Source organism: Bradyrhizobium sp. NBAIM03 (assembly GCF_020194055.1).
GTDB lineage: Bacteria > Pseudomonadota > Alphaproteobacteria > Rhizobiales > Xanthobacteraceae > Bradyrhizobium > Bradyrhizobium yuanmingense.
In genome coordinates this window covers 20,313-47,192 of the sequence record NZ_JADYVS010000041.1, presented here as the reverse complement: position 1 = coordinate 47,192, position 26,880 = coordinate 20,313, and the positions used below count along the sequence as shown (strand labels likewise).

General features: G+C 59.9%; 33 protein-coding genes and 2 pseudogenes. 14 read left to right on the top strand and 21 right to left on the bottom strand.

The window, feature by feature from the left end; all coding sequences use genetic code 11:
• A partial coding sequence (locus I6F21_RS35430) for a transposase (RefSeq protein ID WP_225184177.1) occupies positions 1-533 on the bottom strand: 533 nt, incomplete at its 3' end.
• Positions 534-561: 28 nt separating this feature from the next.
• Between I6F21_RS35430 and I6F21_RS35425 the strand changes: the two genes are divergently transcribed.
• The 3 genes from I6F21_RS35425 to I6F21_RS35415 all read left to right on the top strand — a co-directional run bounded on the left by I6F21_RS35425 (position 562) and on the right by I6F21_RS35415 (position 3,719).
• Entirely contained in the window at positions 562-1,284 is a 723-nt protein-coding gene (locus tag I6F21_RS35425) for a DMT family transporter (RefSeq protein WP_225184176.1), read from the top strand.
• A gap of 351 nt (positions 1,285-1,635) precedes the next feature.
• Positions 1,636-2,574, top strand: a complete 939-nt coding sequence (locus I6F21_RS35420; protein WP_225129135.1) for an aminoacyl--tRNA ligase-related protein — start codon at positions 1,636-1,638, stop codon at positions 2,572-2,574.
• The gene (locus tag I6F21_RS35415; protein WP_225153818.1) at positions 2,571-3,719 is read left to right on the top strand and encodes a citrate/2-methylcitrate synthase; all 1,149 of its coding nucleotides are present in this window, start codon (positions 2,571-2,573) and stop codon (positions 3,717-3,719) included. Before I6F21_RS35420 ends, I6F21_RS35415 begins: the two co-directional genes overlap by 4 nt.
• A 1,285-nt stretch (positions 3,720-5,004) precedes the next feature.
• Here I6F21_RS35415 and I6F21_RS35405 read toward each other — a convergent pair.
• Positions 5,005-5,207, bottom strand: a pseudogene (locus tag I6F21_RS35405) (transposase); the annotation flags it as partial.
• 165 nt (positions 5,208-5,372) lie between these two features.
• Here I6F21_RS35405 and I6F21_RS35400 point away from each other — a divergent pair.
• The 7 genes from I6F21_RS35400 to I6F21_RS35370 all read left to right on the top strand — a co-directional run bounded on the left by I6F21_RS35400 (position 5,373) and on the right by I6F21_RS35370 (position 11,273).
• Positions 5,373-6,299 (top strand): LysR substrate-binding domain-containing protein, encoded by a 927-nt coding sequence (locus I6F21_RS35400; RefSeq protein ID WP_225153822.1) that lies wholly within the window; start codon positions 5,373-5,375, stop codon positions 6,297-6,299.
• Positions 6,300-6,686: 387 nt separating this feature from the next.
• Positions 6,687-7,583 carry an amino acid ABC transporter substrate-binding protein gene (locus I6F21_RS35395; RefSeq protein ID WP_225129127.1) on the top strand — a complete coding sequence of 299 codons (897 nt, stop codon included), beginning with the start codon at positions 6,687-6,689 and terminating at the stop codon, positions 7,581-7,583.
• Positions 7,584-7,595: 12 nt separating this feature from the next.
• Positions 7,596-8,318 carry an amino acid ABC transporter permease gene (locus tag I6F21_RS35390; RefSeq protein WP_225129125.1) on the top strand — a complete coding sequence of 241 codons (723 nt, stop codon included), beginning with the start codon at positions 7,596-7,598 and terminating at the stop codon, positions 8,316-8,318.
• Positions 8,318-8,968: an amino acid ABC transporter permease gene (locus I6F21_RS35385; protein ID WP_225129123.1), complete on the top strand. Its 651-nt coding sequence runs from the start codon at positions 8,318-8,320 to the stop codon at positions 8,966-8,968. Before I6F21_RS35390 ends, I6F21_RS35385 begins: the two co-directional genes overlap by 1 nt.
• 35 nt (positions 8,969-9,003) lie before the next feature.
• A complete protein-coding gene (locus I6F21_RS35380; RefSeq protein WP_225153926.1) occupies positions 9,004-9,732 on the top strand; it encodes an amino acid ABC transporter ATP-binding protein in 729 nt (242 codons plus the stop codon).
• Positions 9,733-9,746: 14 nt separating this feature from the next.
• Positions 9,747-10,826, top strand: coding sequence for a GntG family PLP-dependent aldolase (locus tag I6F21_RS35375; RefSeq protein WP_225184174.1), 1,080 nt, complete (start codon positions 9,747-9,749; stop codon positions 10,824-10,826).
• Between the two features lie 165 nt (positions 10,827-10,991).
• Complete coding sequence (locus tag I6F21_RS35370) at positions 10,992-11,273, top strand: helix-turn-helix transcriptional regulator (RefSeq protein WP_011082870.1); 282 nt, start codon at positions 10,992-10,994, stop codon at positions 11,271-11,273.
• A gap of 109 nt (positions 11,274-11,382) precedes the next feature.
• Here I6F21_RS35370 and I6F21_RS38910 read toward each other — a convergent pair whose 3' ends face one another.
• Entirely contained in the window at positions 11,383-11,505 is a 123-nt protein-coding gene (locus I6F21_RS38910) for a hypothetical protein (RefSeq protein WP_256379488.1), read from the bottom strand.
• A 166-nt stretch (positions 11,506-11,671) separates the two neighbouring features.
• On the opposite strand from I6F21_RS38910, the gene I6F21_RS35365 reads away from it, so the two are divergent.
• Positions 11,672-12,052, top strand: a complete 381-nt coding sequence (locus I6F21_RS35365) for an AAA family ATPase (RefSeq protein ID WP_225184173.1) — start codon at positions 11,672-11,674, stop codon at positions 12,050-12,052.
• Positions 12,053-12,238: 186 nt separating this feature from the next.
• Here the strand turns inward: I6F21_RS35365 and I6F21_RS35360 are convergent, their stop codons facing one another.
• The 16 genes and pseudogenes from I6F21_RS35360 to I6F21_RS35285 form a co-directional block, all read right to left on the bottom strand.
• On the bottom strand, positions 12,239-12,634 hold the full coding sequence (locus tag I6F21_RS35360) for a GFA family protein (protein WP_014490264.1): 396 nt from the start codon (positions 12,632-12,634) through the stop codon (positions 12,239-12,241).
• A gap of 535 nt (positions 12,635-13,169) precedes the next feature.
• Positions 13,170-13,271: pseudogene (locus I6F21_RS35355) on the bottom strand (P-type conjugative transfer ATPase TrbB); the annotation flags it as partial.
• A complete protein-coding gene (locus I6F21_RS35350; protein WP_225184172.1) occupies positions 13,268-13,708 on the bottom strand; it encodes a CopG family transcriptional regulator in 441 nt (146 codons plus the stop codon). The pseudogene I6F21_RS35355 and the gene I6F21_RS35350, both read right to left, overlap by 4 nt.
• Before the next feature lie 7 nt (positions 13,709-13,715).
• Positions 13,716-15,698 (bottom strand): conjugal transfer protein TraG, encoded by a 1,983-nt coding sequence (locus I6F21_RS35345; RefSeq protein ID WP_225184171.1) that lies wholly within the window; start codon positions 15,696-15,698, stop codon positions 13,716-13,718.
• A gap of 41 nt (positions 15,699-15,739) precedes the next feature.
• Positions 15,740-17,479 carry a VirD2 family relaxase/mobilization nuclease gene (locus I6F21_RS35340; protein WP_225184170.1) on the bottom strand — a complete coding sequence of 580 codons (1,740 nt, stop codon included), beginning with the start codon at positions 17,477-17,479 and terminating at the stop codon, positions 15,740-15,742.
• A 468-nt stretch (positions 17,480-17,947) separates the two neighbouring features.
• The gene (locus I6F21_RS35335) at positions 17,948-18,856 is read right to left on the bottom strand and encodes a lytic transglycosylase domain-containing protein (protein WP_225184169.1); all 909 of its coding nucleotides are present in this window, start codon (positions 18,854-18,856) and stop codon (positions 17,948-17,950) included.
• Between the two features lie 4 nt (positions 18,857-18,860).
• Positions 18,861-19,196, bottom strand: a complete 336-nt coding sequence (locus I6F21_RS35330; RefSeq protein WP_225184168.1) for a DUF736 domain-containing protein — start codon at positions 19,194-19,196, stop codon at positions 18,861-18,863.
• A 36-nt stretch (positions 19,197-19,232) separates the two neighbouring features.
• A complete protein-coding gene (locus I6F21_RS35325; protein ID WP_225184167.1) occupies positions 19,233-19,778 on the bottom strand; it encodes a S26 family signal peptidase in 546 nt (181 codons plus the stop codon).
• Positions 19,775-20,293 carry a DUF2840 domain-containing protein gene (locus I6F21_RS35320; RefSeq protein ID WP_225184166.1) on the bottom strand — a complete coding sequence of 173 codons (519 nt, stop codon included), beginning with the start codon at positions 20,291-20,293 and terminating at the stop codon, positions 19,775-19,777. Before I6F21_RS35320 ends, I6F21_RS35325 begins: the two co-directional genes overlap by 4 nt.
• Positions 20,280-20,546, bottom strand: a complete 267-nt coding sequence (locus I6F21_RS35315) for a hypothetical protein (protein WP_225184165.1) — start codon at positions 20,544-20,546, stop codon at positions 20,280-20,282. The genes I6F21_RS35320 and I6F21_RS35315 overlap by 14 nt, the downstream gene beginning before the upstream one ends.
• Entirely contained in the window at positions 20,543-21,181 is a 639-nt protein-coding gene (gene parA / locus I6F21_RS35310) for a ParA family partition ATPase (protein WP_225184164.1), read from the bottom strand. The genes I6F21_RS35315 and parA overlap by 4 nt, the downstream gene beginning before the upstream one ends.
• Positions 21,178-22,293 carry a replication initiator protein A gene (locus I6F21_RS35305; protein WP_225184163.1) on the bottom strand — a complete coding sequence of 372 codons (1,116 nt, stop codon included), beginning with the start codon at positions 22,291-22,293 and terminating at the stop codon, positions 21,178-21,180. Before I6F21_RS35305 ends, parA begins: the two co-directional genes overlap by 4 nt.
• Positions 22,294-22,306: 13 nt before the next feature.
• The gene (locus tag I6F21_RS35300; protein ID WP_225184162.1) at positions 22,307-22,558 is read right to left on the bottom strand and encodes a helix-turn-helix domain-containing protein; all 252 of its coding nucleotides are present in this window, start codon (positions 22,556-22,558) and stop codon (positions 22,307-22,309) included.
• 202 nt (positions 22,559-22,760) lie between these two features.
• The gene (locus tag I6F21_RS35295) at positions 22,761-23,276 is read right to left on the bottom strand and encodes a DUF2285 domain-containing protein (protein WP_225184161.1); all 516 of its coding nucleotides are present in this window, start codon (positions 23,274-23,276) and stop codon (positions 22,761-22,763) included.
• 61 nt (positions 23,277-23,337) lie between these two features.
• Positions 23,338-23,547 (bottom strand): DUF6499 domain-containing protein, encoded by a 210-nt coding sequence (locus I6F21_RS35290; protein WP_225184160.1) that lies wholly within the window; start codon positions 23,545-23,547, stop codon positions 23,338-23,340.
• 119 nt (positions 23,548-23,666) lie between these two features.
• Positions 23,667-23,930 (bottom strand): DUF2285 domain-containing protein, encoded by a 264-nt coding sequence (locus I6F21_RS35285; RefSeq protein WP_225184159.1) that lies wholly within the window; start codon positions 23,928-23,930, stop codon positions 23,667-23,669.
• 231 nt (positions 23,931-24,161) lie between these two features.
• Here I6F21_RS35285 and I6F21_RS35280 point away from each other — a divergent pair, with 231 nt between their 5' ends.
• Both I6F21_RS35280 and I6F21_RS35275 read left to right on the top strand, forming a co-directional pair.
• Entirely contained in the window at positions 24,162-24,395 is a 234-nt protein-coding gene (locus I6F21_RS35280; RefSeq protein WP_225184158.1) for a helix-turn-helix transcriptional regulator, read from the top strand.
• A 164-nt stretch (positions 24,396-24,559) separates the two neighbouring features.
• Positions 24,560-24,970 (top strand): hypothetical protein, encoded by a 411-nt coding sequence (locus I6F21_RS35275; protein WP_225184157.1) that lies wholly within the window; start codon positions 24,560-24,562, stop codon positions 24,968-24,970.
• A gap of 116 nt (positions 24,971-25,086) precedes the next feature.
• Here I6F21_RS35275 and I6F21_RS35270 read toward each other — a convergent pair whose 3' ends face one another.
• Positions 25,087-25,413, bottom strand: coding sequence for a DUF736 domain-containing protein (locus I6F21_RS35270; RefSeq protein WP_011084751.1), 327 nt, complete (start codon positions 25,411-25,413; stop codon positions 25,087-25,089).
• Positions 25,414-26,118: 705 nt separating this feature from the next.
• On the opposite strand from I6F21_RS35270, the gene I6F21_RS35265 reads away from it, so the two are divergent.
• The gene (locus tag I6F21_RS35265) at positions 26,119-26,460 is read left to right on the top strand and encodes a hypothetical protein (protein ID WP_225184156.1); all 342 of its coding nucleotides are present in this window, start codon (positions 26,119-26,121) and stop codon (positions 26,458-26,460) included.
• Positions 26,461-26,491: 31 nt separating this feature from the next.
• Here the strand turns inward: I6F21_RS35265 and I6F21_RS35260 are convergent, their stop codons facing one another.
• On the bottom strand, positions 26,492-26,698 hold the full coding sequence (locus I6F21_RS35260) for a cold-shock protein (RefSeq protein WP_164940908.1): 207 nt from the start codon (positions 26,696-26,698) through the stop codon (positions 26,492-26,494).
• Positions 26,699-26,880: the final 182 nt, after the last annotated feature.

The following is a 26,880-nucleotide window of genomic DNA, read 5'->3' as shown; positions in this document are numbered from 1 at the left end:
TCGGCATTGCGCCCGCCGCCTTGCGCTGGCGGCTCGCCCGAGCCTTCCTTGAGCTTGACGCTCTTCATCGAGGCCCAGGCCTCGATCAGCGTGCCATCGACCGAGAAGTGATCGCTCGACAGAAGCTTCTTCACCTTGGGCTGCGCCAGCACCGCCGCCAGAAACTTGGCCGCGATGTCGCCTTCCAGCAACCGGTCGCGGTTCTTCGAGAACACCGAATGGTCCCAGGCGGCGTCATCGACGCCGATTCCGACGAACCAGCGGAACAGCAGGTCGTATTCCAGCCGCTCCATCAGAAGCCGCTCCGAGCGGATCGAATAAAACGCCTGCAACAGCATCGCCCGCAGCAGCTTCTCCGGCGGGATCGACGGCCGCCCAATCGGCGAATAGAGCGCGGCAAACTCGCGCTCCAGCGTTGACAGCGCCTCGTTCACGATCGTCCGGACCGCTCGCAGCGGATGATCACGCCGCACCCGCGCCTCCAGGTCGACGTAGCTGAACAGCTCGCCCGCTCGATTGTCGCCGCCGCGCACGCCCCATCTCCGAATCTCGTCGGAGCTAATGAATCACGGTCGCCGGTCGGCGGCGAGCACCTTTTTCAACAGCCTGCTAGACTTCCAAGCCTACTTTTCGAAGGAGCACTTTCTCAGATCAGCGCTCGGTTACGGCGGCTTCGCAGCATTCGCTACTTGTTCGTCAAAGCTCCCACTCACTTTGGTTTCCTCGATATCCTACACATCACCTATTTATTGCATGCTGCTGTCCACACTCATCTTGAAGGAAGCTCATGGCTTTGCCACTGGAAGTGCCGCAACGATGGGGCTTCTAGGCGCGCTTGTTATAACTCAACCGGCCTTGACCGATCTCGACATCTGGGTGGTCGTTGGATTGATCGGAGCCATCCTCGACAGTCTTGCGATTGTGATGGTAAGGCGCCTAGCAAACACGGCCGGGCCCGGACAAATGTCGCTTAGCTTTATGCTATGGAGTTCAGTTATCGGCCTGCCGATCGCAATTCCTGCTTGGGTTTGGCCATCTCCCGCCGATTGGGCATTGTTGCTGCTCCTTGCGATTTTCGCTGCACTGGCTCAAGTCGCCCTCGTCAGAGGCTACGCTCGCGTTCGCCTTTCGCGCGCGGCCCCCTTCGACTTCATTCGTCTTACCAGCTTGGCAATTGACATGTTGTGCTTCGACACAACTCCTACACCTGCGATGTGGCTCGGTTCTGGCTTGATATTTTGTGCCGCTTCGGTCGCCTTGGTCGGCGCAAACATGCACAAGTAGAAAGGTCACGCAGACAAGATGGAGCATTCCGATGCAATATTCAGGGCCAACCGCAACGTGGTCGAGAGCGGCACTTCGATGAAGCAGAGGGCGCAATCAGCCGCCATTTCTATCGGACCACGGGCATAGCGAATAATGCGGGACGGCGTTATGCCGGCTGCTTATCATGAGTGAAAGAGGAATCGCCGTCCCGTTCAAATCAAACTGATCTTCGCCTGCCATCCGACGCGAGAGCGCTCTCGGGCAGACCGCCAATATCGTGTTCGGACGCGATGAGTTCGCAAGGTCGCCGGCACTTCGCTGACGGCGCCCCTAAAAAGAAACAGCAATCCCCTACGTACGACGGATCTCATGAAGAACATCGAGTTAACACCCGCGCCCAATACGCTCACGGGAAACAACCCAACAAAAGCGGCGCCCTCTATTGAGGCGCTATTCTCGACGTCAGGTGGCATGGCGACGTTTACGGACCGCGGACACGCGATTATCCAGCAACTTGAGGTTATCTTCCTGGATTGGGCGAGCTTCATCCCAGCGACAAATATTCGGTATCCATCGCTTATCCCTATCGCGGATCTTGACCGCCTGAACTACTTCCGAAACTTCCCGCATCTCGCACTCTGCGCGTGCGCCATAAGCGAGTCAGCTTGCGCGGACTTTAGCAAAGGACAAGACGACCTATTGCGCCTCGATCATCGTCAGTTGCAGAGTGCGGAATTTTGCCTCCCCCCCGCCGCGTGCTATAACGTCTACCTCAGTATGCGCGGTCAGCACCTCAGCGCTACTCGTTGCGTTACAACCGTAGCCAATTGCTTCCGCAATGAAGACCATTACCAAGGACTGAGACGGCTTCGGGCCTTCACGTTGCGTGAAATTGTATTCGTCGGGCGTGACGAGGACGTCAAGACTTACCTCCGCAAGTATCGGGCAATTGCACTGGAATTCCTGGGTGAGTTGGGTCTGACCATTGAGGTTAAGCATGCCTCCGACCCATTCTTTGACAAGGCCAGCACCGCAGCCCGCGCAACACGCATCTTTCCGACCAAAGAAGAACTTTTATTCAACGGGACGCTGGCGATCGCTTCGCTTAACTATCATCGTCGCTTCTTCGGTGAGCGCTGCGGTATAACTATCGAGGGCGAACCCGCACATACGGGCTGCATCGGATTCGGCCTTGAACGCTGGGTATACGCGCTGACAGAGCACTTTGGGACTGACACGGGAGTCATTCTCGATCGGCTGCAGGCGTCTCACTCGGCCGTAATGTCCCACCAGAGCGCTTCGCAATGAACAGTGACAATTCCATTCGCGCTTCTACAATGCATCGTGGGCTGATGGGAATTTGTGTCGATCGGACAACAATTTCTGATGTCGACGCGAAGAACGGGACACTCTCTGTCCGTGGCCACTCGATTGATGTCCTTGTTGCAAATTCGACCTTTGAAGAGACAGCGTTTCTCCTGATTTTCGGCAAGCTCCCAACGGCGAGCGAGCTCGACGAGTTTCAGCGAGAACTGAAAGCAGCCCGCTCACTTCCTCCCACAGTCATCGATCTTCTGGCCCAAATGAAGCTCGCGCATCCAATGGATGCCCTGCGCACAACAGTATCTGCGCTTGTTGCGCTCGATCCGGACGGTGCAGATAATCGTACAGAAGCTCTGCAACGAAAATCGATACGCCTACTATCCCAAATGGCTGTCGCTGTAGCGACACATCACGCCCAACGGGAGGGGCGAGCGCTCCCCCGACCGAATGATGAACTCGCTCACGCTGCCAACTTCCTGTGGATGCTAAAGGGCACCCTCCCGACGCGGGAAGAGGCCAAAGTACTAGATGAGGATTTTATCCTGCACGCTGAGCTTGGTGCAAATGCTTCCACGTTCACAGCGAGAGTGATTGCGAGCGCCAAGTCGGGCTATCACGCTGCCGTAGCGGGTGCGCTCGCTTGCTTCGAGGGCGTCTTACACGGCGGGGCGATGGATGGAGTTGCCGCCATGGTCGAGGAGATCGGCTCACCAGATAGAGTCCTGAAGTTCGTAAGAGAGCGCCGACGCCGCCGCGAGCGCATTCTTGGATTTGGCAACCGCGCTTACAAGACGGAGGACCCGCGCGCGCGCCATCTCCGCCGGCATGTCGAGATCCTCTCGCAGCTAAGGGCCGAGCCGCACCATCTCCAGATTCTAAACGTTCTCGCCGAGGAGATGAAACCCTACGGAAGACACGGCATTCACATCAACGACGATTTCTACGGTTCGGTGTCGTACAAGCTTCTCGGCATACCGGCTGATTTGTGCGCGGCGGTATTCTCCCTCTGCCGCCTCGCGGGGTGGACAGCACACATCATCGAGCAATCCAACAACAACATCCTGATACACCCGTTGCTGAAATTTAATGGCTGCAAAGAAGTGGCGTATATTCCGATTCAGGAGCGCTAAGAAATGCTCGATGGAGGAAATCTGAAGTTTAGAGACTCCAGCTTAGGAGCCGCGGACTGGACGGCTTGGACAGAGTAAGCAGTGCACAAGCAACTCCTTTGGCAAGAGACTTAGAGTCGACGGCTCAGCTTGTCTGGCAAGGCAAATGGGTTGGGTAGTGAAAGAGGGGCTGGAAGGCAAGTCGTAGCGAGAACGCTTACCTATCGCGATCATCGAAGAACGGGAGAGTAGCATATGTAGCCTCTCCGAAGAGCTCAATCGTAAGCACTTAAGTGCTCCGCTTGTGCCTACATTAGCCGAATGCTTGGTGTGAGCGGATCGAACACTTCTGGTCTTGTCGGAGCAAGGATCCATCACCCGAACGTCTCGCAAATCATGTCCTCGGAGGTGCAATGCTATCGTGGGAACTTCTTTCTCAAGCGCTCCATCGGCTCGCCGCTGCGCCGCTGCCGATCCGGATCTTTAGGACGCCACATCAATGAGGACTCTGAGTGAGTGACAGCGAACGGATTGCGGCACGATTTACTGGAGGCAACCAGCTCGTCGTTGAACTGTGGGGAGCAGCGAAGATAGACGATTGGACCATCGCTGAAGTTGCGATTCCTAGGGCGATTGATGCGACGCGTTCAACTTTAGAGTGCTTTCGTCTTCGCAAGTCTCCTGGAGATGGCAGCCTCTTCGCCGTGGCGCGGATGGCTGATGCTCAGATTGTAATACATGCATGGCCCAAGAACTCCTACGCTATCACTGGCATTCTAGCGAGGGGCGGTACCGAAGCATGCAGGGCGGCGTCTGTGCTAATTGAGGCGTTCCAACCTGAACGGTCAGAGATCCGTACTACTACCGCGTTGACCATTTGGCGCCGGTCTTCCCTGTGGAGACCTAGTCTCGGCTGACCATGCGCGCACTGTAGGGAGAGCGATCTTTCGGTGTATGCTTTAGGAGTGCGACGGGACACGGCCGCAAGCATTGGCCACTCGCACAGTCCGGCCCTCCGATCTCTCTTTTTTGGAGCGCCGGTTGGAGGAGAATACGCTCCTCTGTCTGCCAGACAGCGCGCCTCGCTCGATCGGAACTTGCGTCTGATGTTATTACTGTTCTGCTGCTCGATCGTCTTCGCTTCAATGGTATTCGACTCGCTGACGGGTGCCGTGTGTGCACAACGCAAGGGCAGGGATCGTATTACCTTCATGGCCTTCACTCTCTTCGTATCACTATGAGTGCATGCTACTGCTCTGCTTGCAACCACGAGATGTAACATCATGCAGTTGATGTTGGTTGCCATGTCGGTCGGAACGCCGGCCCGCTGCCCGCTGTCGACCTCGGCCTTCTTGACCCAGTCATGCAGCGTCTGCGGCGTGCAGCCGATTTTGGCCGCAATCGAGGTCACCGCCGCCCAGCGCGACGGGTGCTCGCTGGCGTATCCAGAACCAGCCAAACCGCACGGGCCCGAACCTCGGGTGAAAACGTGTTCGTCGTCTTGCCCATAAGGGCTCCATCTTCTCAAGAGTTGAAGCCTCCGGCAATCCCGGGGCGGTTCACGTCGACGGGCAACCCAATCGTAAACAAAAGCGAATTGACGAGGCGCCGCCGCGGTTTATAAGCTGCGCTCTTTGTTCTGGAAGACTTGCGGTTGACCAATTCGAGGAACCGATGAGTAAGGCTCGCCGGCCCATCTCACTTAATGCGTTAAATACCTTTGAATGTGCTGCTCGTCTTTTGAGCTTTTCCGCTGCAGCGGAAGAGCTGAACCTGACACGCTCAGCGGTGAGCCACCAGATCACGAAACTCGAGGAGATATTCGGGTTTCGTCTATTTGACCGGAGACCAGATGGAGTTGTGCTCACCTCGGCCGGAGCGGGATATTACAATAAGATTCGGGGAGCACTTACGGAGATCGGCGAGGTTACGTCTGATGTCCTTGGAAAGCCGCGACGACAGCGTCTGACTGTGCATTGTGCGCCCACTTTTTCTACACGATGGCTGCTGAGCAAGCTCGGACGCTTCATGGGCGCTCATCCAGAGATCGATCTTAGGATCATAGCCGCCTCGGGCCCACCTGACTTTCGTGACCCAGGCTTGGATTTGGCGATCTGCTATGGGGCGCAGGGCCTTCCAAATTGCTCGGAGCAGCTGTTTCTATCAGAGGGCGTTCAGCCAATCTGTAGTCCAATTTTGAGAGACTCGGCAGGACTGCACTCTCCCTCGGCCCTTAGCCAGGTCACCCTCATTCGCACAGATCAAAACCTCGTTTCCTGGGATTTCTGGTTTCGCAGCCAAGGCCTAGAACTTCCACCCGATGTCAGACAAGTACAGTTGAAGCCTTCCTTTCTTGCGATCGAGGCAGCCCTGCAGGCTCTCGGAGTAATTTTGGAAAGCAACGTGCTCACGGCGGAAGAACTCGCTGCAGGGAAATTGATTCTTCCGTTCCCATCAAGCCCGATCACCCTGCCAGCCTACTATGTCGTCACACCAGATGATGACCGCAATCAGCGCTCTTTGCTGTTTAGAAAATGGCTGCTCGATGAGGCACAGCGCTCGAACAAACAGAATTACGTGGGACCGGGCGAGATCGTTTAGGGAGAGGCCCGGCCCGTTCACAGCACGCAACCGAGCTCGGTGAGCCACCCTAACGCTCGACTACATCGAACGTTAATTGACGAATATCGGTGTGGGACTCGCCGCGGAGAAGCTCGGCGGGACATATCGAGTGACGGCGACGTCGTTCGGCAAGCGAAATGGGGCATGCAGCTCTCTAAAGCACGATGTCGCAATACAACATGCTTTAGCTGATCTCCTTTTTCCGGCCCAGCTCCCTTCAGTTGAGTTGCCGCCTCCAATTAAACCGATGGTCGTGCGGCTCACTTAGGGCGTGATCCTTGTTCACGACCTGGTTGAGCAAATATCCCTTTCCAAGCGAACTCGTCGTTCAATATTAGGCCAATGGTCACATGAAGGGGGGTTCTGATGAACGCATCATACTTGCAGTCAGCAGTTCGATGGTCGGTCGCCACCGGTCTCTTAATATGGTCTGTCTCGAGCGTCGTACAGGCCGATGCTGCGGAGCTATACGGCACGCTGAAGAAGGTGAAAGACAAGGGGCAAATTGTCATCGGCTTCCCTGAAAGTTCGCCGCCATTCGCATCCTATGACGCAAGCAAAAAGCCCGCGGGCTATGCTATCGATATCTGCATGCGTGTGGTGGATACGATCAAGCACGATATCAGCGCGCCAGACCTACAAGTCAATTTTGTTCCAATCAACTCGAGCACGCGCATGGCGCTTCTCGCAAATGGAACGATCGATCTGGAATGTGGATCAACGACCAACACCCTGTCCCGGCAGGAGCAAGTGGATTTTTCGATGATGCACTTCGTGTCATCGACGCGCTGTCTGGTGAAGACAGGAAGCGGCATCAAGGAGATCGAAGATTTTGCCAATAAGGTAGTCGCGCTCGCTCAAGGCGCCAACACTGTTGGTGTAATCAACGGATGGGTCCAGAAACTAAAGGTCCCAAACGTGAAAATCCTAAACATCTCGAATTTTTCAGAAGGACTCTTGGCTGTCGATAGCGATCGCGCCGACGCGTTTTGTTCGGACGACGCGATCCTCTACACTTTGCGACAAAAGTCGCCGGCTCGCGACCGTCTGGAGGTCGTCGGCCGCCCGCTCTCCTTCGAGCCGTACGGGTTAATGATGCGCCGTGACGACTCTGCGTTTCGCTTGGCTGTCAACAAGACGCTGGCCGAGCTCTTTCGCTCGGGAGAGATAACATCTCTCTACCACAAGTGGTTTGACCAATTTGGAATTCCACTGAGCGAGAAGCTCGAGACCGTCTTCCAAGCGCAAGCAGTCCCTCAATAGCGGCTGGGTCGAATGCTCTCCTACAATTGGAACTGGAGTATTCTCTTCCAGCAGCCGCAGCTTGGATGGCTGCTGGAAGGTCTGCGTCTCACAATAGTCATGGCGGTGGTGAGCTTCCTCCTAGCGCTTGCGATCGGAACCTTAGTCGGTACAGCCCGCACTGCTCGATCGAGAGCGGTGCGTGGAATAGGCTTCGTCTACACAGCTCTCTTTCGGAACGTGCCATTGCTGATCCAGATGTTCCTGTGGTTCTACGTCTTTCCGGAGCTCCTGCCCTCAAATCTTGGACGCTGGGTGAAGCGGGATCTGTACGAGCCTGAAGTCACGATTGCCGTCATCTGCCTCAGCTTCTATATGGCTGCCCGCGTCGGCGAGCAGATACGAGCCGGAATTCAGGCGGTGCCGCGGGGGCTTATTTCCGCCGCACTTGCAAGTGGACTGACCGTCAATCAGATTCGTCGTTACATCGTCATGCCCATCTGCTTGCGCATGCTGATCCCGCCGTTGACGACGGAGCTCCTTGCTACTTTTAAAAATACTTCGCTTGCACTTGCGATTGGAGTACTGGAGATCACCGCGCGCAGTCATCAAATCGAAAGCTCTACTTTTCACGGATTTGAAGCATTCGCTGCAGCAACCTTCCTCTATGTCGTGATCAGCTTGTTTACGCTGGCGCTTGTTTTGCCCGTCGAGAACGCTACCCGCCTTCCTGGAATGCTGAAGGGGCGAAGCTAATGCTCTCCCTGGATTTTGGCATCATCGGACCGAATGCTGCCTTCCTCTGGGAGGGCATGAAAATAACACTCTGGCTTACTGTGCTTTCGATCATTGGCGCTGCGATCCTTGGCACCGTCATTGTGCTAGCGCGCCTCTTTGGCCCATTGCCATTGCGGTTGATAGCTTTTGCCTATGTGAACCTCTGCCGCTCCGTGCCGCTAGTGCTCGTCGTGTTTTGGTTTTACTTCTTGGTGCCGTTGGTCATTGGCCGACCTGTTGGCCAGTTTTTCTCTGTCTTGATCGCATTCATCCTATTTGAAGCGGCTTACTTTTCAGAGACTATGCGTGCGGGCATCCAGAGCGTGCCTCGGGGACAATTGGCGGCTGCGATATCGACAGGGCTGACGCTGCGCCAAAGCTTTCAGTACATCGTCTTGCCCCAAGGCGTGAGGAAGATGGCGCCGATTCTTCTGACGCAGTGCATTATCCTCTTCCAGGACACCTCCGTCGCATATGTCGTCGCGCTGAATGACTTCCTCACCTCGACTTCCATCATCGCTCAAAGTGAGGCCCGGCCGATCGAAATGTACACATTTGCGGCCGGTGTCTATCTCACAATCTGCCTTTCTATTTCCCTTCTTGTGGAGAGCCGAACGTGGCACCGGTAGTGGACCAGCGAGACACCGCGCAAGCAGCTGACGTGATGGTCAAATTCGAAGACGTCAGCAAGTGGTATGGCACAACGCAGGTTCTACACTCCTGCTCGACCCAAATTCAGCGCGGCCAAGTCGTCGTCGTTTGTGGTCCGTCCGGCTCCGGAAAGAGCACCCTTATCAAGTGCGTGAACCGGTTGGAGGAATTCCAGAAGGGAAGGATTGTTGTCGACGGAATCTCCGTCGGCGACCGACGCGCCGACTTGCAAAAGCTGCGGACCACGACCGGAATGGTTTTTCAGGCGTTCGACCTTTATCCTCATATGGATGTCATGACTAACGTATCGCTGGCGCCGCGGCTCGTGCTGCGGATGCCACGCCAAGAAGCGGAGCAGCGCGCAGCCGAACTGCTCCGCCAAGTCGGCCTGCTTGATCATGCGAAGAAATACCCTGCTCAACTTTCCGGAGGTCAGCAGCAGCGGGTGGCCATCGCGCGAGCACTCGCGAACAGGCCGGCGGTAATGCTATTCGACGAGCCGACTTCCGCTCTGGACCCGGAAATGATCAATGAAGTTCTGGACGTAATGACGGCACTCGCGGAGCGAAAGACAACCATGATCGTTGTGACACACGAGTTGGGGTTTGCCCGCCGAGTTGGCGATCGCATCGTATTCATGGATGCGGGTCGAATTGTCGACGATCTCTCTAAGGACGAATTTTTTGCGGGGAATACTAGCGATCGTGCTCGCGACTTTCTGTCCAAGGTACTTCAACACTAACCGCTGAGGATTCGATGTCGTTGATTGACTTGCGCAGCGACCTCTTGGCGGGTCCGACGCCGGAGATGATCGAGGCAATGATCGCCACTGCGCGCGCGCCATCAAGTTATGGCGCGCGCGAGGACCGGCATGTGCGAGAGTTGGAAGCACTGACAGCGCAGACACTTGGAACGCAGGACGCGCTGTTCTTTCCGACCTGCACGATGGCCAATCAGGCGGCTCTCATGGTGCACTGCCGGCCTGGTGACTTCATCATCGCGGATGCAGAGTCACACGTCGCGGAGTTCGAGGCTGCATCAACGGCGGGTGTTTCAAATGTGGCCACGTTTCGAGTGGCTGGAGTTCGTGGACATTTGTCACCTGAGCAACTAGCGCAGGCCCTCGACCAAAGTGAGGACGAGGCCATGCGAGTATCCGTGGTCTCGCTGGAAAATACTCACAATCGCGCGGGCGGGACGGTTATGCCTGCAAGCTGGCAACAGCAGATTGAGAATGAATGTCGCCCACGAGGTATCGCCATCCATCTCGATGGGGCTCGATTGTGGAATGCCGCCGCTTATGCCGGGTGTGAGCCGCTGGCACTCGCGCGGGGGGTAGACAGTATTGCGGTCAGTCTAAACAAAGCCTTGGGCGCTCCGTTAGGAGCGATGCTTTGCGGCAGCAGCGCGTTCATCAAGGACGCTAGTCGCGTTAGGCGGATGTTAGGTGGAAACTGGCGTCCAGCTGGGATTGTCGCCGCGCCGGCTGTTGTCGCGCTGAAGTCGATGCAGAAGCGCATCACCGACGATCATGCAAATGCGCGACACTTGGGCATGGTGCTCACCTCGGAACACCCTTGGTTGTCGATCGACCTCGATTCACTCCAGACCAACATCGTCTTGGTGAAACTACGGACCGAGGAGATAAGCGCGCATAGGCTCACCCAACGCTTGTCGGAATTGGGCGTGCTTGTCGTCCCTTATGGCGATCGATACGTACGGTTGGTCATCTACGCTGGAATAGGACGGGATCAGATCGATGCGGTCTTGAGCGCTTTTTCGGAGATAGGCCAAAGCTTAGAGGCGAAATACCCCGATACACTGTCGACATCCTAAGCCGCGGGCATCGTGCGAAGCGCGTGGGACGCCGACTGCCCACGTGCATCGATCACGGTCCCGGCCGCGTTTGAGGCTAGATCACGTCGAGGAACACCGACCAAGAAATAATAGCGGGATTATAGCCAGTGTTTTGAGGCCTAGCACCATGGCATGAGTTGACGTATGAAAACTCGTGCGATTGTAGCCTGGAATGTGCGTCGGATTCGCGTGAATCGGGGTATCTCGCAGGAGCAATTGGCTTGGAAGGCCGGGATCGACCGCTCCTACATGAGTAGTCTTGAGCGGCAATCGAAGAACCCGACGATTGATCTTCTCGACCGCATCGCCGAAACGCTGGACGTGCAGTTGTCCGAGTTCTTTGTTCTGCCGCCCAAAGGTGCTAGGTCTCCGAAGACCTTGCCTAAAAGCCGCAAGCCAGCGGGTCCACGTCGCAAGAAAAAATAGCGAATTTCAACGGCTTCTACGTAGCCAATTGAGGGACTTAGAACACCAATTTCGCCCGACAAGCCTTCTTTGCCGGCCGAACAGGGCTGTGATTAAATTGGAGTGCGTTTCACAGCACGGGAGTGAGTGACGACTGGTTGCCGGATGCAGGTTCGCGAAATGCATTGGCGGGCGCGGTCGCATCGGAAGAGGAGACTTCGATAATCGCAATTGCCTCGACTTTTTCAACCATTTGTACGCAGCCGATTGACCACGGCAACCGCGTTCATCCCCACTGGGGCGATCTTTCGTAGTCCACGTGTGATGTATCCGGAGGCGCAAAGGCGCGGAGATTACGCCTCATCAGGCAAGTCTATTGGAGCGCCAATTGAGCTTGAAGAATATCTGATCGATTCGCCGTGATCTCGGGATGCCCCGGGTGTGGGAAGTCCACGCTGCTGACCGAACTCGGCCGACGCGGCTACGCGACGATAGATGAGCCTGGACGCCCGGTCGTAAGGAAGGAATTGGAGTCGGGCGTTCCCGCGTTGCCCGGGACAGGTATTGAAGCGCGCCTGCACAGTGCGTTTGATCTTTCCCTTGAAAACCCGACGCGAACGAGTGCGTTCGACGCTGGGTTTATTCGATCGCGGCCTGATCGACGCCGCAGCGGGTCTCGAACGCGTGACAGGCGAGCCGGCGACAAGGAACTCGGACAGGCACGCCACTATCATCGACGCGTGTTCATCGCTTCCGCCTTGGCCGGCCATCCACGCGACCGATCAAGAGACGCGTCATGATTTCGAGGATGCCTGTCGAAAACGAGCATCTTCTGAAGGTTTTCCCGATGCTCGGCTATGAAGTGGCACTACTGCCAAACTCAGCGTGGTGGAAAGGGCCGATTTCGTTCTTTGAGTGCCGACGTCCAACGAACATCACCAATTATAAACACGTGCAGTCGAACGGAAAGTCCATGGCAAGGGCCGCTATGGCGAATCTATTGTCAGCCTGCTGCCGTGAATCTGCCGAACGGGCACTGAAAACGGATCGAAGTCCTTCAGGCAACGCACGTTCACTGCCCATCCGTCGAACGGCCGAATGCCGGCTTCGCGTTCTGCTGCGGTGGGCTGGCTTGGTTTGCGGAACGGCAAAATACCACAAACCGGGCAAAAATAGTCAGCCGCAGTGAATAAACCCCAGCGATAGACCGACAACTCCTGGAGGGGCGTCAGGAGCCGGAAGTCGCCCTCGGCGACGCGATAAATCAGCGCGCCACGCTTCGAGCAGATAGAGCAGTCGCAAACCCGCACATGGTCGATATCGGCGTCGATCTCGAAACGGACGGTGCCGCAGTGACACGAGCCGGTGTACGTCTTCATCATCGGCGGTTTGTCTCTAGAAGCCCGACCGAAGGTAGATCAACGGATGGGGCCTGACAAAATCTCGTTGATCCTGCTCGCAAACACATAATAGCCGCAACTCCGCCAGCAAGTCACGGGCGCGGCGCGCTGATTGGCTGCTGGCTTACTCGCTCGATTGGAGTCGAGAAGAACTCGGGTGGAAGAAATGCCAGTCGTCGCCTTGAGACACACACCGTCTAAAGATACGCCCGCTTCAATGGCGAGGTCATTGGTTAACCAGTCGGGAAATCGAGCGTGAATGTGCGAACACTATCCGTGTCTTCGACTGAGGCAATCTTGGCAACGCTTGTACAATTGTCGCAAACACAGGATCCCCCCTCATCCCGTTGACATCACTCGCTAGGTCGCAGTCCATCCTGGCAGGCCGTCGAGGGATATAGCTCGCATCAGACGGTCGCATAAGGGGCCAGGGGGTCGCCTCTGATCGAGTTGATCCAGGGGAGGGCATGCATTTCGCAGTTGAGCACGCGGGTCGCCTAACACTTTTTGGATGGTCCACGATCCGCTCGCCGTCGGCGGCGGACATCGTTCGTCCGCTATCCTCCAACCCGCCAGACAGCCAATCGATCCAGAGCCGATCGTCGGGGTTGAGCATCACTCGCCTGGGGACGAGTCAGTCTGCTGGGCATCCTCCGGGATTTCTTGCCGCAGTTTCGGCCCTTGATTGAGCCGCCGGCCCAGAGCGGCGACGAAATTATCATAGCGCGCTCCGGCCTGTGCCCGCGCCGCCTTGGCGGCCGGTTCAGGGAGTGGCGGTGTCGTCGTGAGCCAGAAGCGGATGAAGAGAGCGATGGTTTCGACCGCAATCCCAACATCCCGCTCAAGGCGCGCGACTCGGCGATCGATTTGGTCGAGTCGCTTGGCAATAGCGGCCTCCCGCCGTTCATCGGAGTCGGGCGACAGAAAGGACGCGATGGCAGCTTCGGCAATGAGCGACAGCGATTGCTCGCGCCGGGCGGCATAGGCCGACAGCGCCTTCATGACATCAGGATCGAGATAGACCGACAGCTGAGCCTTCTTTTTTGTCCCGATCATGGCTACCTCACAATCCGAGATCGTCGCCGGGATCGAGGGAGGCTTGGCGCGCCACGCCCTGCATCATGTCGTTCATGCGCCTGATCCGCGGGACATCTTCATCGAGCTCATCCACGAGGTCCGAAGCGAACTCGTTCTCGAGTGGTTCCTTATTCTCCACCGTGTCTCGATCGAGTTCCGGCTGCTGCCTGCGGTCGGCGGCCTTTGGATCTTCGTCATCCGTCTGGTCGTCGTTCAACGACTCCAATGCCCTTGGGCGCGGCGGCAATGGCCTTGAGCTCCAATCGTCCAACCGGCCGCCATTGGATTTCGTCAGCATCGGCGGCGCCATGATGCGCTCCTGGAAACGTCTATCTTCGTAATAGCGCGCCTTCTTCGCCCGAATCGGATGGAGGCCCGACATCATGACGATCTCGTCGGAGGGCGGGAGCTGCATCATCTCGCCGGGCGTGAGCAGCGGGCGGGCGGTCTCCGACCGCGACACCATGAGGTGGCCGAGCCACGGTGCCAGCCGGCTGCCGGCATAGTTCTTCATCGCCTTCATCTCGGTCGCCATGCCAAGTGCGTCGGACACCCGCTTCGCCGTCCTTTCGTCGTTGGTCGCGAAGCTGACCCGGACGTGACAATTGTCGAGGATCGAGTTGTTGGGCCCATAGGCCTTCTCGATCTGGTTCAGCGACTGGGCGATCAGGAAGCTCTTAATGCCGTAGCCGGCCATGAAGGCCAGCGCGGACTCGAAGAAGTCGAGCCGGCCGAGGGCCGGAAATTCATCGAGCATCAGGAGCAGCCGGCGCCGGCCGGCCTTGGCCTGCAGATCCTCGGTCAAGCGCCGACCGATCTGGTTAAGGATCAGACGGATCAGCGGCTTGGTGCGGTTGATGTCCGACGGCGGCACCACGAGGTACAGCGTGGTGGGCCGACCTCCGCCGACGATGTCGGTGATCCGCCAGTCGCAGCGCCGTGTCACCTCCGCCACCACCGGATCCCGATAGAGCCCGAGGAACGACATGGCGGTGCTCAAGACGCCGGAGCGTTCGTTGCCGGACTTGTTCAGCAGCTCGCGCGCGGCGGACGCGACAACTGGATGGACACCGGCCTCGCCGAGATGCGCGGTCCGCATCATCGCGGCGAGCGTCGTCTCGATCGGCCGCTTGGGATCGGACAAGAAAGCCGCAACGCCGGCGAGCGTCTTGTCCTCCTCGGCATAGAGGACGTGGAGAATGGCGCCGACGAGCAGTGCGTGGCTCGTTTTCTCCCAATGGTTCCGCTTCTCAAGGCTGCCCTCCGGGTCCACCAGGATGTCGGCGATGTTCTGGACGTCGCGCACCTCCCATTCGCCGCGGCGGACCTCCAGCAACGGGTTGTAAGCTGACGACTTCACGTTGGTCGGATCGAACAGCAGGACGCGACCATGATGGCTGCGGAAGCCGGCGGTGAGCTGCCAGTTCTCCCCCTTGATGTCATGGACGATCGCCGAGCCTGGCCAGGTCAGCAGCGACGGGATGACGAGGCCAACGCCCTTGCCGCTCCGGGTCGGCGCGAAGCACAGGACATGTTCCGGTCCATCATGGCGAAGATAGGCGCGCTCGAACCGGCCCAAAACCACACCGTCCGGCCCGAGCAATCCGGCCTGCTCGATCTCCTTTTCCTCTGCCCATCGCGCGGAGCCATAGGTCTCGGCATTCTCTGCTTCGCGGGCGCGCCAGACCGACATGCCAATCGCAACGGCCGCGGCAATGATGCCGCCGGATGCCGCGATGTAGGCGCCCTCGGTGAAGATTGAGGGCGCGTAAGCATCGTAGGCGTACCACCACCAGAAGAAAGCGGGCGGGAGATAGAAAGGAAAATGGAGGAGCTCGAACCAGGGCTGCCCGAGCTGGGGCTGGAAGCCGAGCCGCCAGGCGGTCCATTCCGTCGCGGTCCAGATCGTCAGCAGCACGATCGCGAAGACCGTGATGACCTGTCCCCAGAGGATGCTGGTCGCGGACATGTCGGCCGTCCTTTCCAGACGTCGGTGATTGGTTGGATTGCTCACAAGCCGAGCCCCCGGTTGCGCCCAAAACCCCAATCGATGCCGCCATCCGCGCGAGCGACGCCGGAGACATGCCGGCCGAGCTGCTTTTCCAGCGAGGGCGTCCAGGGCACGAGCTGAAAGCCGAGGCCGTCGTCGATCATGGCGAAGCGACCGGAGGCGAGCGCGAAGCGCTGCCGATAGGTGCCGGCCACATACTCGCCGCCAGCCGACGGGTTGAACGGCTGACCGGTCTCGGCCGCGAGCTGCTTGCCGAGATCCTCTAACTCCCGACGGCGCAGCGTGCCGACGAGGTTCTGGGCAAACACCAATCCACGCGCCTGGCGTTCGGCGAGCCCCTGCCCGATGAGCTGCTCGGCCCGCCGTTCCATGGCGTCGCGGACCTCGGCGCCGAAGCCGCCCTGGCCAAGCGCGACAGGGTCGCGTGCGACGGCCTGCCGGTCGAGCCACGTCGCGCCGCTCGCTGTCACCTGCGCTTCAATCGAGAGATCGGAGCGGACGGCAATCGCCACGCGACGCTGTCCTCTCGCGTCATCGAACTTGCGGAGCTCGACGATCGAGCCCGGTGCGCTATCGCCGGCGGCGTCGAGATCAGGCAGCCTGATGTGGTGGGTGCGGCCATCGACGCCGTCGACCACGGCATAGGCGGTCCCTTTGAGTTCGTCGTCGAGCCCGCGATCGACGAGACGTCCAATGACGGGGACGTCCAGGCTTTCGCCTGATAGCACGTAGCTCGCGGTCCCGCGCTCGATGCCGCGTTCGGTCAGGCTGCGGTGGATACGCTTGATGATGTCGCCGCGCTCGCCGAGCTCGCGCAAGGTCGTCTCGGCGGCTTCGTCCATGGACCATTGGCCGGGCCCGAGTTGATGAGCGAGGCCGAGGCTCTCCAAGCGTCGTAGCCGGCCGACCTTCAGCGCCTGGAACTGATCAGGCGGCTCGGCCGGATTGGGCGCAAGGTCGATGACACCGAGCCGGCCTGCATCGCGAACAAGCTGGCGATCGAGTTGTGTCCAGCGTTCGGCTTCGACCTGGCGCTCGAGCGATCGGCGGATGTCGAGGTCGGAGCACAGTCCAAGTTCCTGCGAGGCCAAGTCCTGGGCGCGGGCGCGCATCCCCTCTTTGATGTAGTCGCGGGAGATGACGAGGTCCTGGCCGTCCTCGGCGACGCCGCGCACGATGATGTGGACGTGGGGGTGTTGGGTGTTCCAGTGATCGACGCCCACCCAGTCGAGCTTGGTGCCAAGATCCTTCTCCATCTGGCCGACCAGTTCACGGGCGAAACCTTTGAGGTCGGCCATATCGGGCGCGTCCTCGGGCGACACGATGAAGCGGAAATGGTGACGGTCATTCTGGCAGCGCTCGGCAAAGGCCTTGGGATCGGTATCCTCGGTGTCCGGGCCGAACAGGCGGGCCTTCTCCCCGTCCCGGGTGACGCCTTCGCGGCGGAGATAGCCGAGATGGGCTGTGAGCGGCGCCGATCTCGTCCTATGCCGGACGACGCGGGTCTTGATCGTCACCAGCCGTGAGCGGCCGGTGAGCAGACGGTGTGCCCGCACGCTGGCGGCTCGGCCGCGGCCGAAGCGCGAATGACGGTGGCTGACGAGCTGGCCGGCTCGCGAAATGCCGCCGCCAGCGCGTTGAGCGGCGGCAAGCGCCTGGGCGATGAAGGGCTTGGCCCGCTGGCTCCTCGAGGAGCGGATGCGGCCGGGCCGTGGTTGAAAATCGCTGTCTTCAGCCATGGCCAGCCTCGACAATGTGCGGAATGCAGAATCCTTGCAACGGGTTGATAGTCGAGCGCACATTGCGTGCCGAAGCCGCACATTGCGGACCCGAGGAAAAATAGCAGCACAAACAACCAACCGACCGAGCCGCACATTGCGGCCTTTTATCTCGCCATCGTTCGGTCGGTACTCGCGGAAGCCCCCACTGTTTGCGAGCGTTTGCGATAGCGATCGTTACCCGAAGGGCCGAGACACCCGTAGGGTGGCTCGGTGAGGAGCGAAGCGACGAGTAGAGCGCGGGCCGAAGGCATCGCCCGCATGACTGTATTGCAGCGTTTCGAATGCAAACCGAATGTCCGTCACGGGGCGCCAGCGAACCTGCAAACTGACGGCTGATGTCACGAGCTGCCCGATGTGCAGCCGCCGCAACAACGGTGTGTGCAGACGTACCGCGATCCGCGCATTGACGTTGAAGATGCCGTGCAGTCATTGCGATCGCCCCGTGGCCGAGAGCGCGACGAACAGGCCCTCCGACTGAGGCGCAATCGCCGAAACATCGTGCACCGGAGTGGCAGCTGAGCCGCCATGCGCGGGTTGATCGAGCGCCGCTCGTGCGCCACGAGACGGACCGTCAACGTGGCCGAAAAACAGCGGCGCCCGCGTCCAGGATGAACGAGAAAAGGCCGCGAGGGGAAGAGGCCCTGATGTCTCCTCCGCATCGACAAAAGGGACGATGGCTGCGACATAGGCTGTCGTCTCGGCGGGCAGTGGACGGTGTCTATCGCGAAACTCCTCGTAGCGGCCGGGACCTGCATTGTAGGCCGCAAGGAAACCAGGTGAGCCGTAACGGTCGTGCAGTTCGCGAAGAAAGGCAGCGCCGGCGAGGATGTTGTCACGGGGGTCGAAGGGATCACGTCCGAGACCGTAGCGAGCCCGCATGTCCGCCCAGGTCTTGGGCATGAGTTGCATCAGGCCGAGTGCACCTTTCGGTGAGACGGCACGCCGATCGCCGTTGCTCTCGACCCGCATGACGGTGCGTATCCATGCAGCCGGAATGCCAAAACGCCGCGCGGCTTCCGCTACATGAGCTGCGAAGTGATCGCTCGCCGGTTGACTTTGCGCCGACGCTCTCTGCGCGGATACTGCTGCCGTTGGCCCGCCAATTACCAGCAGGCCGGTAAGGAGGAGAACGGCAAGGCCCGCCCTGTCTCGGCCATCATGGCGAGGCGTCGTGCTGTTCACCAACGGCACGCACGGACCGCCGGTTTGACCACCGCTGTGCGCGGCAGCCGCCCGACCGTTGCGCGGACCCGAGGGATGAGACAGCTTTCGCCCGAACAAGGAGGTGGACCGTTGATGCGCCTGATTGCCGGCACGCACGACAGAATACTGCATGCAATCAGTCCCGCTCGGCGCGCTGGGGCAAACGATTCCAGTTCAGCGTCCAGGCCGCTTTGTCGTCGCCCGACTGGAAGAGATTGGCGCGGATCGGCCGCGGCAGCGCCGGGTCGTCGATGATGAGCGAAACGTACTCTCCCGCTTTCTCTCCAGTGCGTTTCCAACCTGCGCCGATCTCCGGGCCGTCGGCATCGCCGAGGCGGATGCGGTAATCCGGCGCGTTCTCGGCATCCGAGGATTCGGCCGGGACGAGGGTGAGAATCCGCTCGAAGAACAGCGTTTCAACGCGTCCGGTGAAGCCGGACTTGTCGCGAGTGAACTGGCCGATTTGCGCCATGGGAAAGCTCCTGGGTTGGCGGGTTTAAGAAGCGGGTCAATGGGTGGCGGCGCGCCAGACGAAACGGCCGTCGCCGGCTTCATCGGTCCAAATCGGGGCCGCGCGCGCGACGATCGAGTTGACGGGGAGCGCGCCGAAATAGCGGCCGTCCAGGCTGTCCTGGACGGTCGGGTTCATGAGGAAGACTTCGCCCGGCTCAAGGGTGCGGCAACCGCTCCAACGCGGTAGCGGACGGCCGCGATGATCGCGGTCGTGTGCGGTGCCGACATCGACGTGATCGACGGAAACGGTGTCGCCTGACCGGCACACGGTCTGCCCCGGCACCCCCATCACACGCTTCAGCAGCGGCACACCTCTCGGAAGAAAGCCGCCATCGGCAAGGAAGCTCGCGATCGGCTCCGGTAGCCGTACCGCGACCAGTTCCAAATCGCGTAGTTCTCCAGGCGGATGTAGCGCGTAAAGCCCTCTTGGTGTGCTCGCGGTCACGTTCCAGATCAGCCGCGGCGCAGGATGAACGAACGCCAGGGCGCCGGCGACCAGCGCCGCAAGGTAGGTCAACATGAGATAGCCGAAGCGGGTCATGGCGTGACGCTCCGGCGCTTGAGCCAGGCGACATGCTGCTCGCGCGTGTACGCGCGTGGCACCTGGTCGGCGGCAAGACGGTTGTGGAGATGTCGCCAGTATTCGGGTGCGGCGTCAGCCGGATCGATGGAGAGCGCCTCAATGGCGTCGATGGCTTGCAAGACGCGCTCAACCTTCGGCCAGCTATCAACGCGCAGCAGGATTTCGCCGCCGGGGCGGACGAACGGCAGCGTCTGATAGCGCTGGCCCGCTTCCACGGCGCGCACGATGTCCATGCGCGAGACTATGGTGCCATAGTCGTTCGATGCCCAGCGGACGAAGCCGAAGATACTGCCTGGCGCAAAACTTGAGATGCTGCGGCGACGGTCGAGGATCTTCTCTTCGGCACGGCGACCGAAGCGCAGCCAGTGCTCGATCCGCTTCTCGATCCAGGTCAGCTCGACATGGGTGAGCGCAACGTCGCGTCGATGCGAGGATGGCACGGCACGCGGCGGCAAGGCGTCATTGTCGTTCATGCCGGCTCTCCGGGGTGTCAGTCGGGAACTCTCGTGCCAGCAACTCGCGCAGCATGTCGGCGACGGTCACGCCGCGCTGGAACGCGGCGACCTTGATGCGGCCGCGAAGCGCCGGCGTGACGTCGATGGTCAGGCGCGCGGTGAATGCGGCCCCCTCATCCACGCGGCGCGGCGGTGCATCGCTGGCCTTGATCCAGCTTTCGGCATCGCCGGGACGCGAGGCAAAGCCGCGCTTGGCGGAGCGTTCGCTCATGGCGCAAACCTCGCGACTTCAGCAGCGAGCGCCGCGATCTCGCGGGCGGCGGCGCTCTGCTCGACGAACTCAAAGACGAGCCGACCGGATTGCGCGGCGTCAGCGAAGACCACGCGTTGGCCGATCGTGCTGGCGAGGACCGGCGGATCGTGATCAGCCAGAGTCTCGGCCGTCTCGCGGGCGATGATGGTGCGCGCGCCGCAGCGGTTGAGCACAAAGCGGGCGGCGAGCTGTGGCCGATAGATGCGCGCCTCACGCAGCAGAGCGAGCATCTCGGCCGACGCCCAACCGTCGAAGGGCGACGGCTGCACGGGGATCAGCACCAGATCCGCCGCCAGCAGCGCCGAACGCATCAATCCAGCGACGCGCGGCGGCCCGTCAATGACGACATGATCGGCGGTGCGTGCGATCTCCGGCGCTTCGCGATGGAGCGTATCGCGCGCGAGGCCAACGACGCCGAACAGCCGCGGGACGTTCTCTCGCGCGCGCTGTTGGGACCAGTCCAATGCCGAGCCTTGGGGGTCAGCATCGATCAGCGTCACGCTTTTTCCGCGCAGGGCCCATTCACCGGCGAGGTGCAGGGCAAGCGTGGTCTTCCCGACGCCGCCTTTCTGGTTGAGCACAGCGACAATCATCGTTTGCCTCCCGTCTTGCAACCTGGAAGCGGCAGAGATGGTTGGGCTGGGTGCCTGGTTGGTGGCTCAGCGCGAGCTTCGTCGTTATCCGCAGGACGTAGGGGCCCACTACAACAGTTAGATTCTAAGTTAGACTCTAAGTTAAGGCCCGGAATCACAGTTTCGGGCCAAAGCGTTAGTTGCGGTTCACGCGTGCGAAGTCCCGATAGGGCTGCGTGCGGAATCCCGATATGGTTTGCGTGCGAAGTCCCGAGCGCTTCCACAGCGCCGTCCACAGGGGCAGTGGATAGTTTGGCCGGAACAATGCGCAGCAATTCGCGACGCGCTTCACGCTCGATGCGCAAGCGGTAGCCGGGAAGCGGCTGACGCGCAGCGATGCGTCGGATCTGCAGCGCAAAATCAGAGACACGCACCAGACTGCCCGACTTTGCATGGAGGTGTGCGACCTCGAACAGCCATCCTCTTGGCTGGCGGCCGGCATGCTTGCGCGCGACGCGATAGAGCCAGCGCTCGATCCCGCCGGTCAGGCTGAAGTAGGCCGGATCGATCGTGAGCACGAGCGAGCGATCGATGACGCCGCGATAGAACCAGTCGGGGAGGACAAATTCCATGCCTTCCACGCGGCCGTCTCGCCGGGCGCATTCCTCCCATTCGTTGATCCAGGAGAACTGGTGACGCCGCCAATGCTCACCCTGCCGGATATTGGTGCGGATCACGGTCGCCTGCAGGCGCGTCAGTGCTCCCTTCAAGAGCTTGTAGTCGCGGGCTCCGGTCTGTCGGCCGACGGCGGTTAGAAGCTGGTAAGGTGTGAAGCGCAGGAAGCGTGAAGTCTTCAGGCCAAGGTTCTCAGCCTCGACAATCTGGCTGGCCGCCCAAATCAGCACGTCGGCATCCCAAATGGTCGCCATGCCGTGCTCAGGAACTGCATAGACTTCGACGCACACGTCGCCAGCCTGGTAGTTGATCGGCCTCGTCCGCTTGGCCTTGGCGAGCGAAAAGAATGGCCGTTCCATCAGGTCGCGCTGATCGCGCGGGCTGGCATCGCCGGTGGCAACAACGAACGGGTCGAGCTTGCTTCGCTCGCTTGATGTGATGAGGCGGCGCGACGACATGGCGAGCGTTGCCTTAGCGATGCGCGTTGCCGGCGGCGCGGGCCTCGAGATAGCGAGGATCCGACGTTGAACTGCAGGCGGCATGATCGGCCCAGGCTTCGAGATCGCCGATGGCGTAAACGACGCGGCCGCCGAGCTTGCGAAAGGTCGGGCCATTGCCATGGCAGCGATATTTCTCGAGCGTGCGCGGCGAGATGCCGAGGAGGCGCGCGGCCTCGGGGGTGCGTACGTAGCGGGTGGCGAGTTGCGCAGGCCTATCGAGCATGGGAGATCTCCGTCTTGCCTCGAAGCGCCGCGGCCAAGTCGCGGCATGTCCGGGCCACAGTGGCGGAGAGTTCAGGCGTTGGGGGTGGACGAAAATTGACGTACGTTTGTGTCCCCCCATCGTCGCAACCAGGCGAAGCCGGGCGTTGCCACGAGGCGCGGATTAAACATCGGGGCGGATGGCTTTAGGGATCGATGGGCGCTCAGAGGCCGCGTAGAAGTTTCAGATAACCGCGCTCGACCAGGGCGATCGAATCATGAATGAGCCGGTTCGCCTTGCGGCGGGCATGCGAATCCTTCCACTCGACCGAGCGGCGCTGAGCGTGGTCGGAGGCGAGCACCTTCGCTGCCACGTCTCGCGGGCCGCCGCCCAGGTCGTGGACGTCGAAGGCGTGCAGTAGCTGAATCAATCGCCGTTTCTGGAACGACGTCAGCCGCAGCGCCGCCGGCAGAAGACCGGAGCGCTGGCCAGCAAGGCGGCGCGCGAAGTGTAGCACCACGTCGGCCCGCAGTTCGCCCATGCTGTCGAGCGGCAGAAGCACGGCAGGCCTGAGCGCGGCCTGCTCGTCGCGCAAGCGGACATGCAACTCGCCCGAGCCGTCGGCGATCACCAACTCGCGACCATCAGCATCGGGCTGCTCGAGGAGCGACTGCCCAAAAGCGCTGCGATCAATCGAACGGGGAATATCGAAGCCCGGCGGCGCTGGCTCCAGGATCAAAGTTCCCGGTGATGCCTCGGGAAGCCAAATGGCTGCCTCGGGCCCAACCGGAGAGACGGGGTCATGGGCAACACCGCAACCTCCATCGACGTGCGAAAATCGTTCGGATGGTGTTGGGATCGGATTCGCCGCGCGCGATCTGGCGCTCAGTGCGGGCGAAGTCGCGGCGGTAGTCGGCATTGCGACGAAGGAATTCGAGGGCAAAACCCGGGCGTTCAAGACGATTCAGGCGTTCGATGGTCTCCGGCGAGCGCCAATACTGGGTCGGCATGGTCTGTCTTCTCGTCTTTTTGTTCTGTGCCCCGCACCACGATCCCTAAAGACGCTACAAGAGACTAGACCCGGAGGTTGCATCACGCGAGATCGCAATTTGCGTGATTGGGGCGCAAATCACTGCATCCGCGGTTCCAAAAGGTCCTGATATCCTGCTTCCACCATCCATCGCGCGCGAGCGAGATGGCTATCATGGACATTTTTGGCACGATCTGGTTCGCGCGTGGGGTCGAGGCCGAAGATCACGCTGACCACCTCGCGCCAGTCGGCGCCCTCCTCTTCGGCCATCAACAACCGAACGTAGATAGCAAGATGTTTCTCGTCATAGGCGTTGACGCGCTCGGTTATTGGCGGCCGGTCCTGGAATGGCGCTTCGTTCATTGCAATTGCCCCTCAGCATCGATGCAGCGATTAGAATTCATCTAAGCTCCAGGACTTTGCAAGCTGGGAAATCGTCACACGCGAATTGTGCCGTGATGCGCAGACCGCATCGCGGCGCTCCCCGGAAGCGGCACACCAGGCCCGAGCCAGACGATATGAATAGCACGGCTCGGTACGAATCGGAACGATCGTTCCTGGAACGATCGTTCCGATGTGAGTTCCCTTGTTGCCATGGATCTCAAGGAGGTCATGGCGGTCAATCTGCGTCGGATACGTCATGTGAAGAAAATGACGCAGGAAGAGTTGGCCGATGGCGCTGGACTAAGCGTCCGTTACGTCGGCGCAATTGAACGCGCCGATGTGTCGGCCAGCGTGACCGTGCTCGGCCGAATCGCGGAGGCGCTCGACGTCGAAGCAACCGATCTCGTCAAGCGAACGACGGTTCATTCTCATCGGGCTCGATGACGCGACAATTTTGTGCTCCGTCGCAACACCGGCACGTCGTGAATCAACTCCGCATTGCCTCACGCATAAGTTGATAGGCGGCTTTACGTAAATCTGATCTGTCTCCAAAACGCATGCCTGGTTCAGAAACGGACTGGCATGCTGGGGGAGATGGAGTAGGCCTCATGACTCTGTACGAGCACTTGCCAGCCGACATTCGCGAGACAGTGGATGCTCTGGTCACGGAACTCAGGCCGCAACCTTGGCCAACGCGGTTCTTTGCGCTGATTGGCCTGCTCGGAGAGAAGTTGGAGGCGCGGGGCGAGGCGGAGCCGTGGCATCTGATCCAACAATGGACCGGCATAGTGACGGCAACGATGGAGCACCTGCTCCCCGACAGTTCGGTTGTCGAATGCCTGGGACTGATGAGCATTAGCTTCAACGATCAATGGCGCGCTCAGGCGCTCGGTCAGATCGAACGGGATCCCACAGTGCTGGATCGTCTCGTCGCCATTTGTCCGGACTGGGAAGACATCGTCGAGAGCGTGATCGAGGCCAACCAAAGACGTCCAATCAAATCGGTACGCGGCCGCTGATCGGCATCGGTTACGCCCTTCCCGCTTGCGCCGTCACGGCAAACGAGGTGCCTTCGCGCTTCCTCAGCGTGGCGATGCCCCGCCCGGGCCAGCCGGGCGGGGCATCGCGGGCCGGATCAGTCGCCGTTCCGACGGTTGGGGCGAGACCAGATCAGGCTGAAGCCCTCGCCCTCTTCATCGGCGAAGAGGTTGGCAAAGATCGGTGCGGTGAAGCTAGGATCGTCGAGCTTGAGGCCGAGATAGTCGCGGCCCTCGTTGGAGCGCTTGGACCAGGCGGCCCCGATCTCCACACGACCGACATAGATCCGGTGGCTGGGGGCGTTGTCGCCCGAGCGACTGGTTTCGGGGACGATGCGGACGTTCCTCGCCTGGAGCGACAGAGTGACGATCTCGCCGTTGAATTCGTTGTTGCCGGTCTTCTTGAAGGTGCCGATGGTCGCCATGGTAGTTCTCCTTGATCTCTGTTTTCGAGCCCGCACCTTGCGGCCTCGATGGTGATCGACAGGCCGGAGGCGATCGACGGCGCACCCCGAAGGGGCTGGACAGCACAGGAGGAACTTTCTTGTTTCGCGAGGAATGGCGGCGAAGCCGGCAGGGGAAGAAAGTTGTGACGCCGCTGTTGCGCCATAGGCGGTCGAGGCTTCAGCCGTCCTTCGGCCAGATCCATCCATCGAAGAGGCCGTTGGTGCGCTCGATCCAAACAGAGCTGACATCAAGGAGAACGTGTCGATTTGGGAGCCCACCGAGAGAGCTGGCCCAACGAATCCAATGCTGCTTAGCTCTCTGTAGTGGAGACGGACGGATCTCCGCTTCCGCAATCGCCGCGTCGGCAGCACACGCCCCGTTCACGAGAGCGGTCGGCCGTAGTTGTGATCCGTCGCCGTTTGGTCGATGCCGCACAACGACTGCCACGAAACTGCCACTCTGCGATGATCGGTCGTGTCTCGATGCTCAGGCTTCGCTGAGTGTAGCTCAAAGACAAGAATCGCGAGCACGCTGGATGCCTGATCCGGTCAGTTACAATGGGATCGATGTCAGCTCTCGCCAGGCCTTCCGATCCGGCAGCGGTAACGATTAGCCGCGCGGCCCGAAAGCAGGATATCGTGCAGGACGACGCCCGCTAAGAGCTCGAATGAGAAGAGAACCGGATGAGCGACAAAAGCGATCTTGAAAACAGAGCCATCGAAGCGATATGGAACTATCGTGAGGCCTTCGCCGTGGTCGGCCGGCTGGAGCGAAAAGAACGTTCCGCGCATCGAGCGCTGACCAGGATACTGCCTGAATTGGGGCGCGCCTTACGCAGCCAAGACACGCGGTGTTTTAAGAATAGCATTAAGATCGGCTCGGCAGCTGTCTCGCGGCAGAACGAAGCGTGGGCCAACCTAACTGAGGCGACCGCACGTTTGGATTCAGCCCGCTCGACTTTGGCCGCCCTCGAGCGCCAACTGGGATATCTTCCAAAGGTCTCAAAACCACGAGATTCAGGCTAGCTCAAAGTATGCCAGGACGTCGAGCTGCGCCTTATCCTAGGCGGAGATTTTCTGCGGCTTGTTTGCCGCTGCGGTTCGTCACCAGCTCGTAGCTGACCTTCGCGCCTTCAACAAGCGAGGTATAGCCGGCCTTCTCTACCGCCGAGATGTGCACGAAAACATCTTTGCCACCATCATCCGGCGCAATGAATCCATAGCCTTTCGTCGGGTTGAACCACTTAACAGTACCTAACGCCACGTCATTTGCTCCAAAAAGGAAAAACACGTTCATATCTAAATCAATCAACGATCCGGTCGCAAGTCTCCGCGCGAATAGTAGCTTGAAGGGATCCGTTGTCTCGCGCGGTCGCAGGTCTTGGACAGAGGAAATAGAGTGCCCGACTTGATGAAATGAACGAGCACGCTGAAATCGGCCGGCGT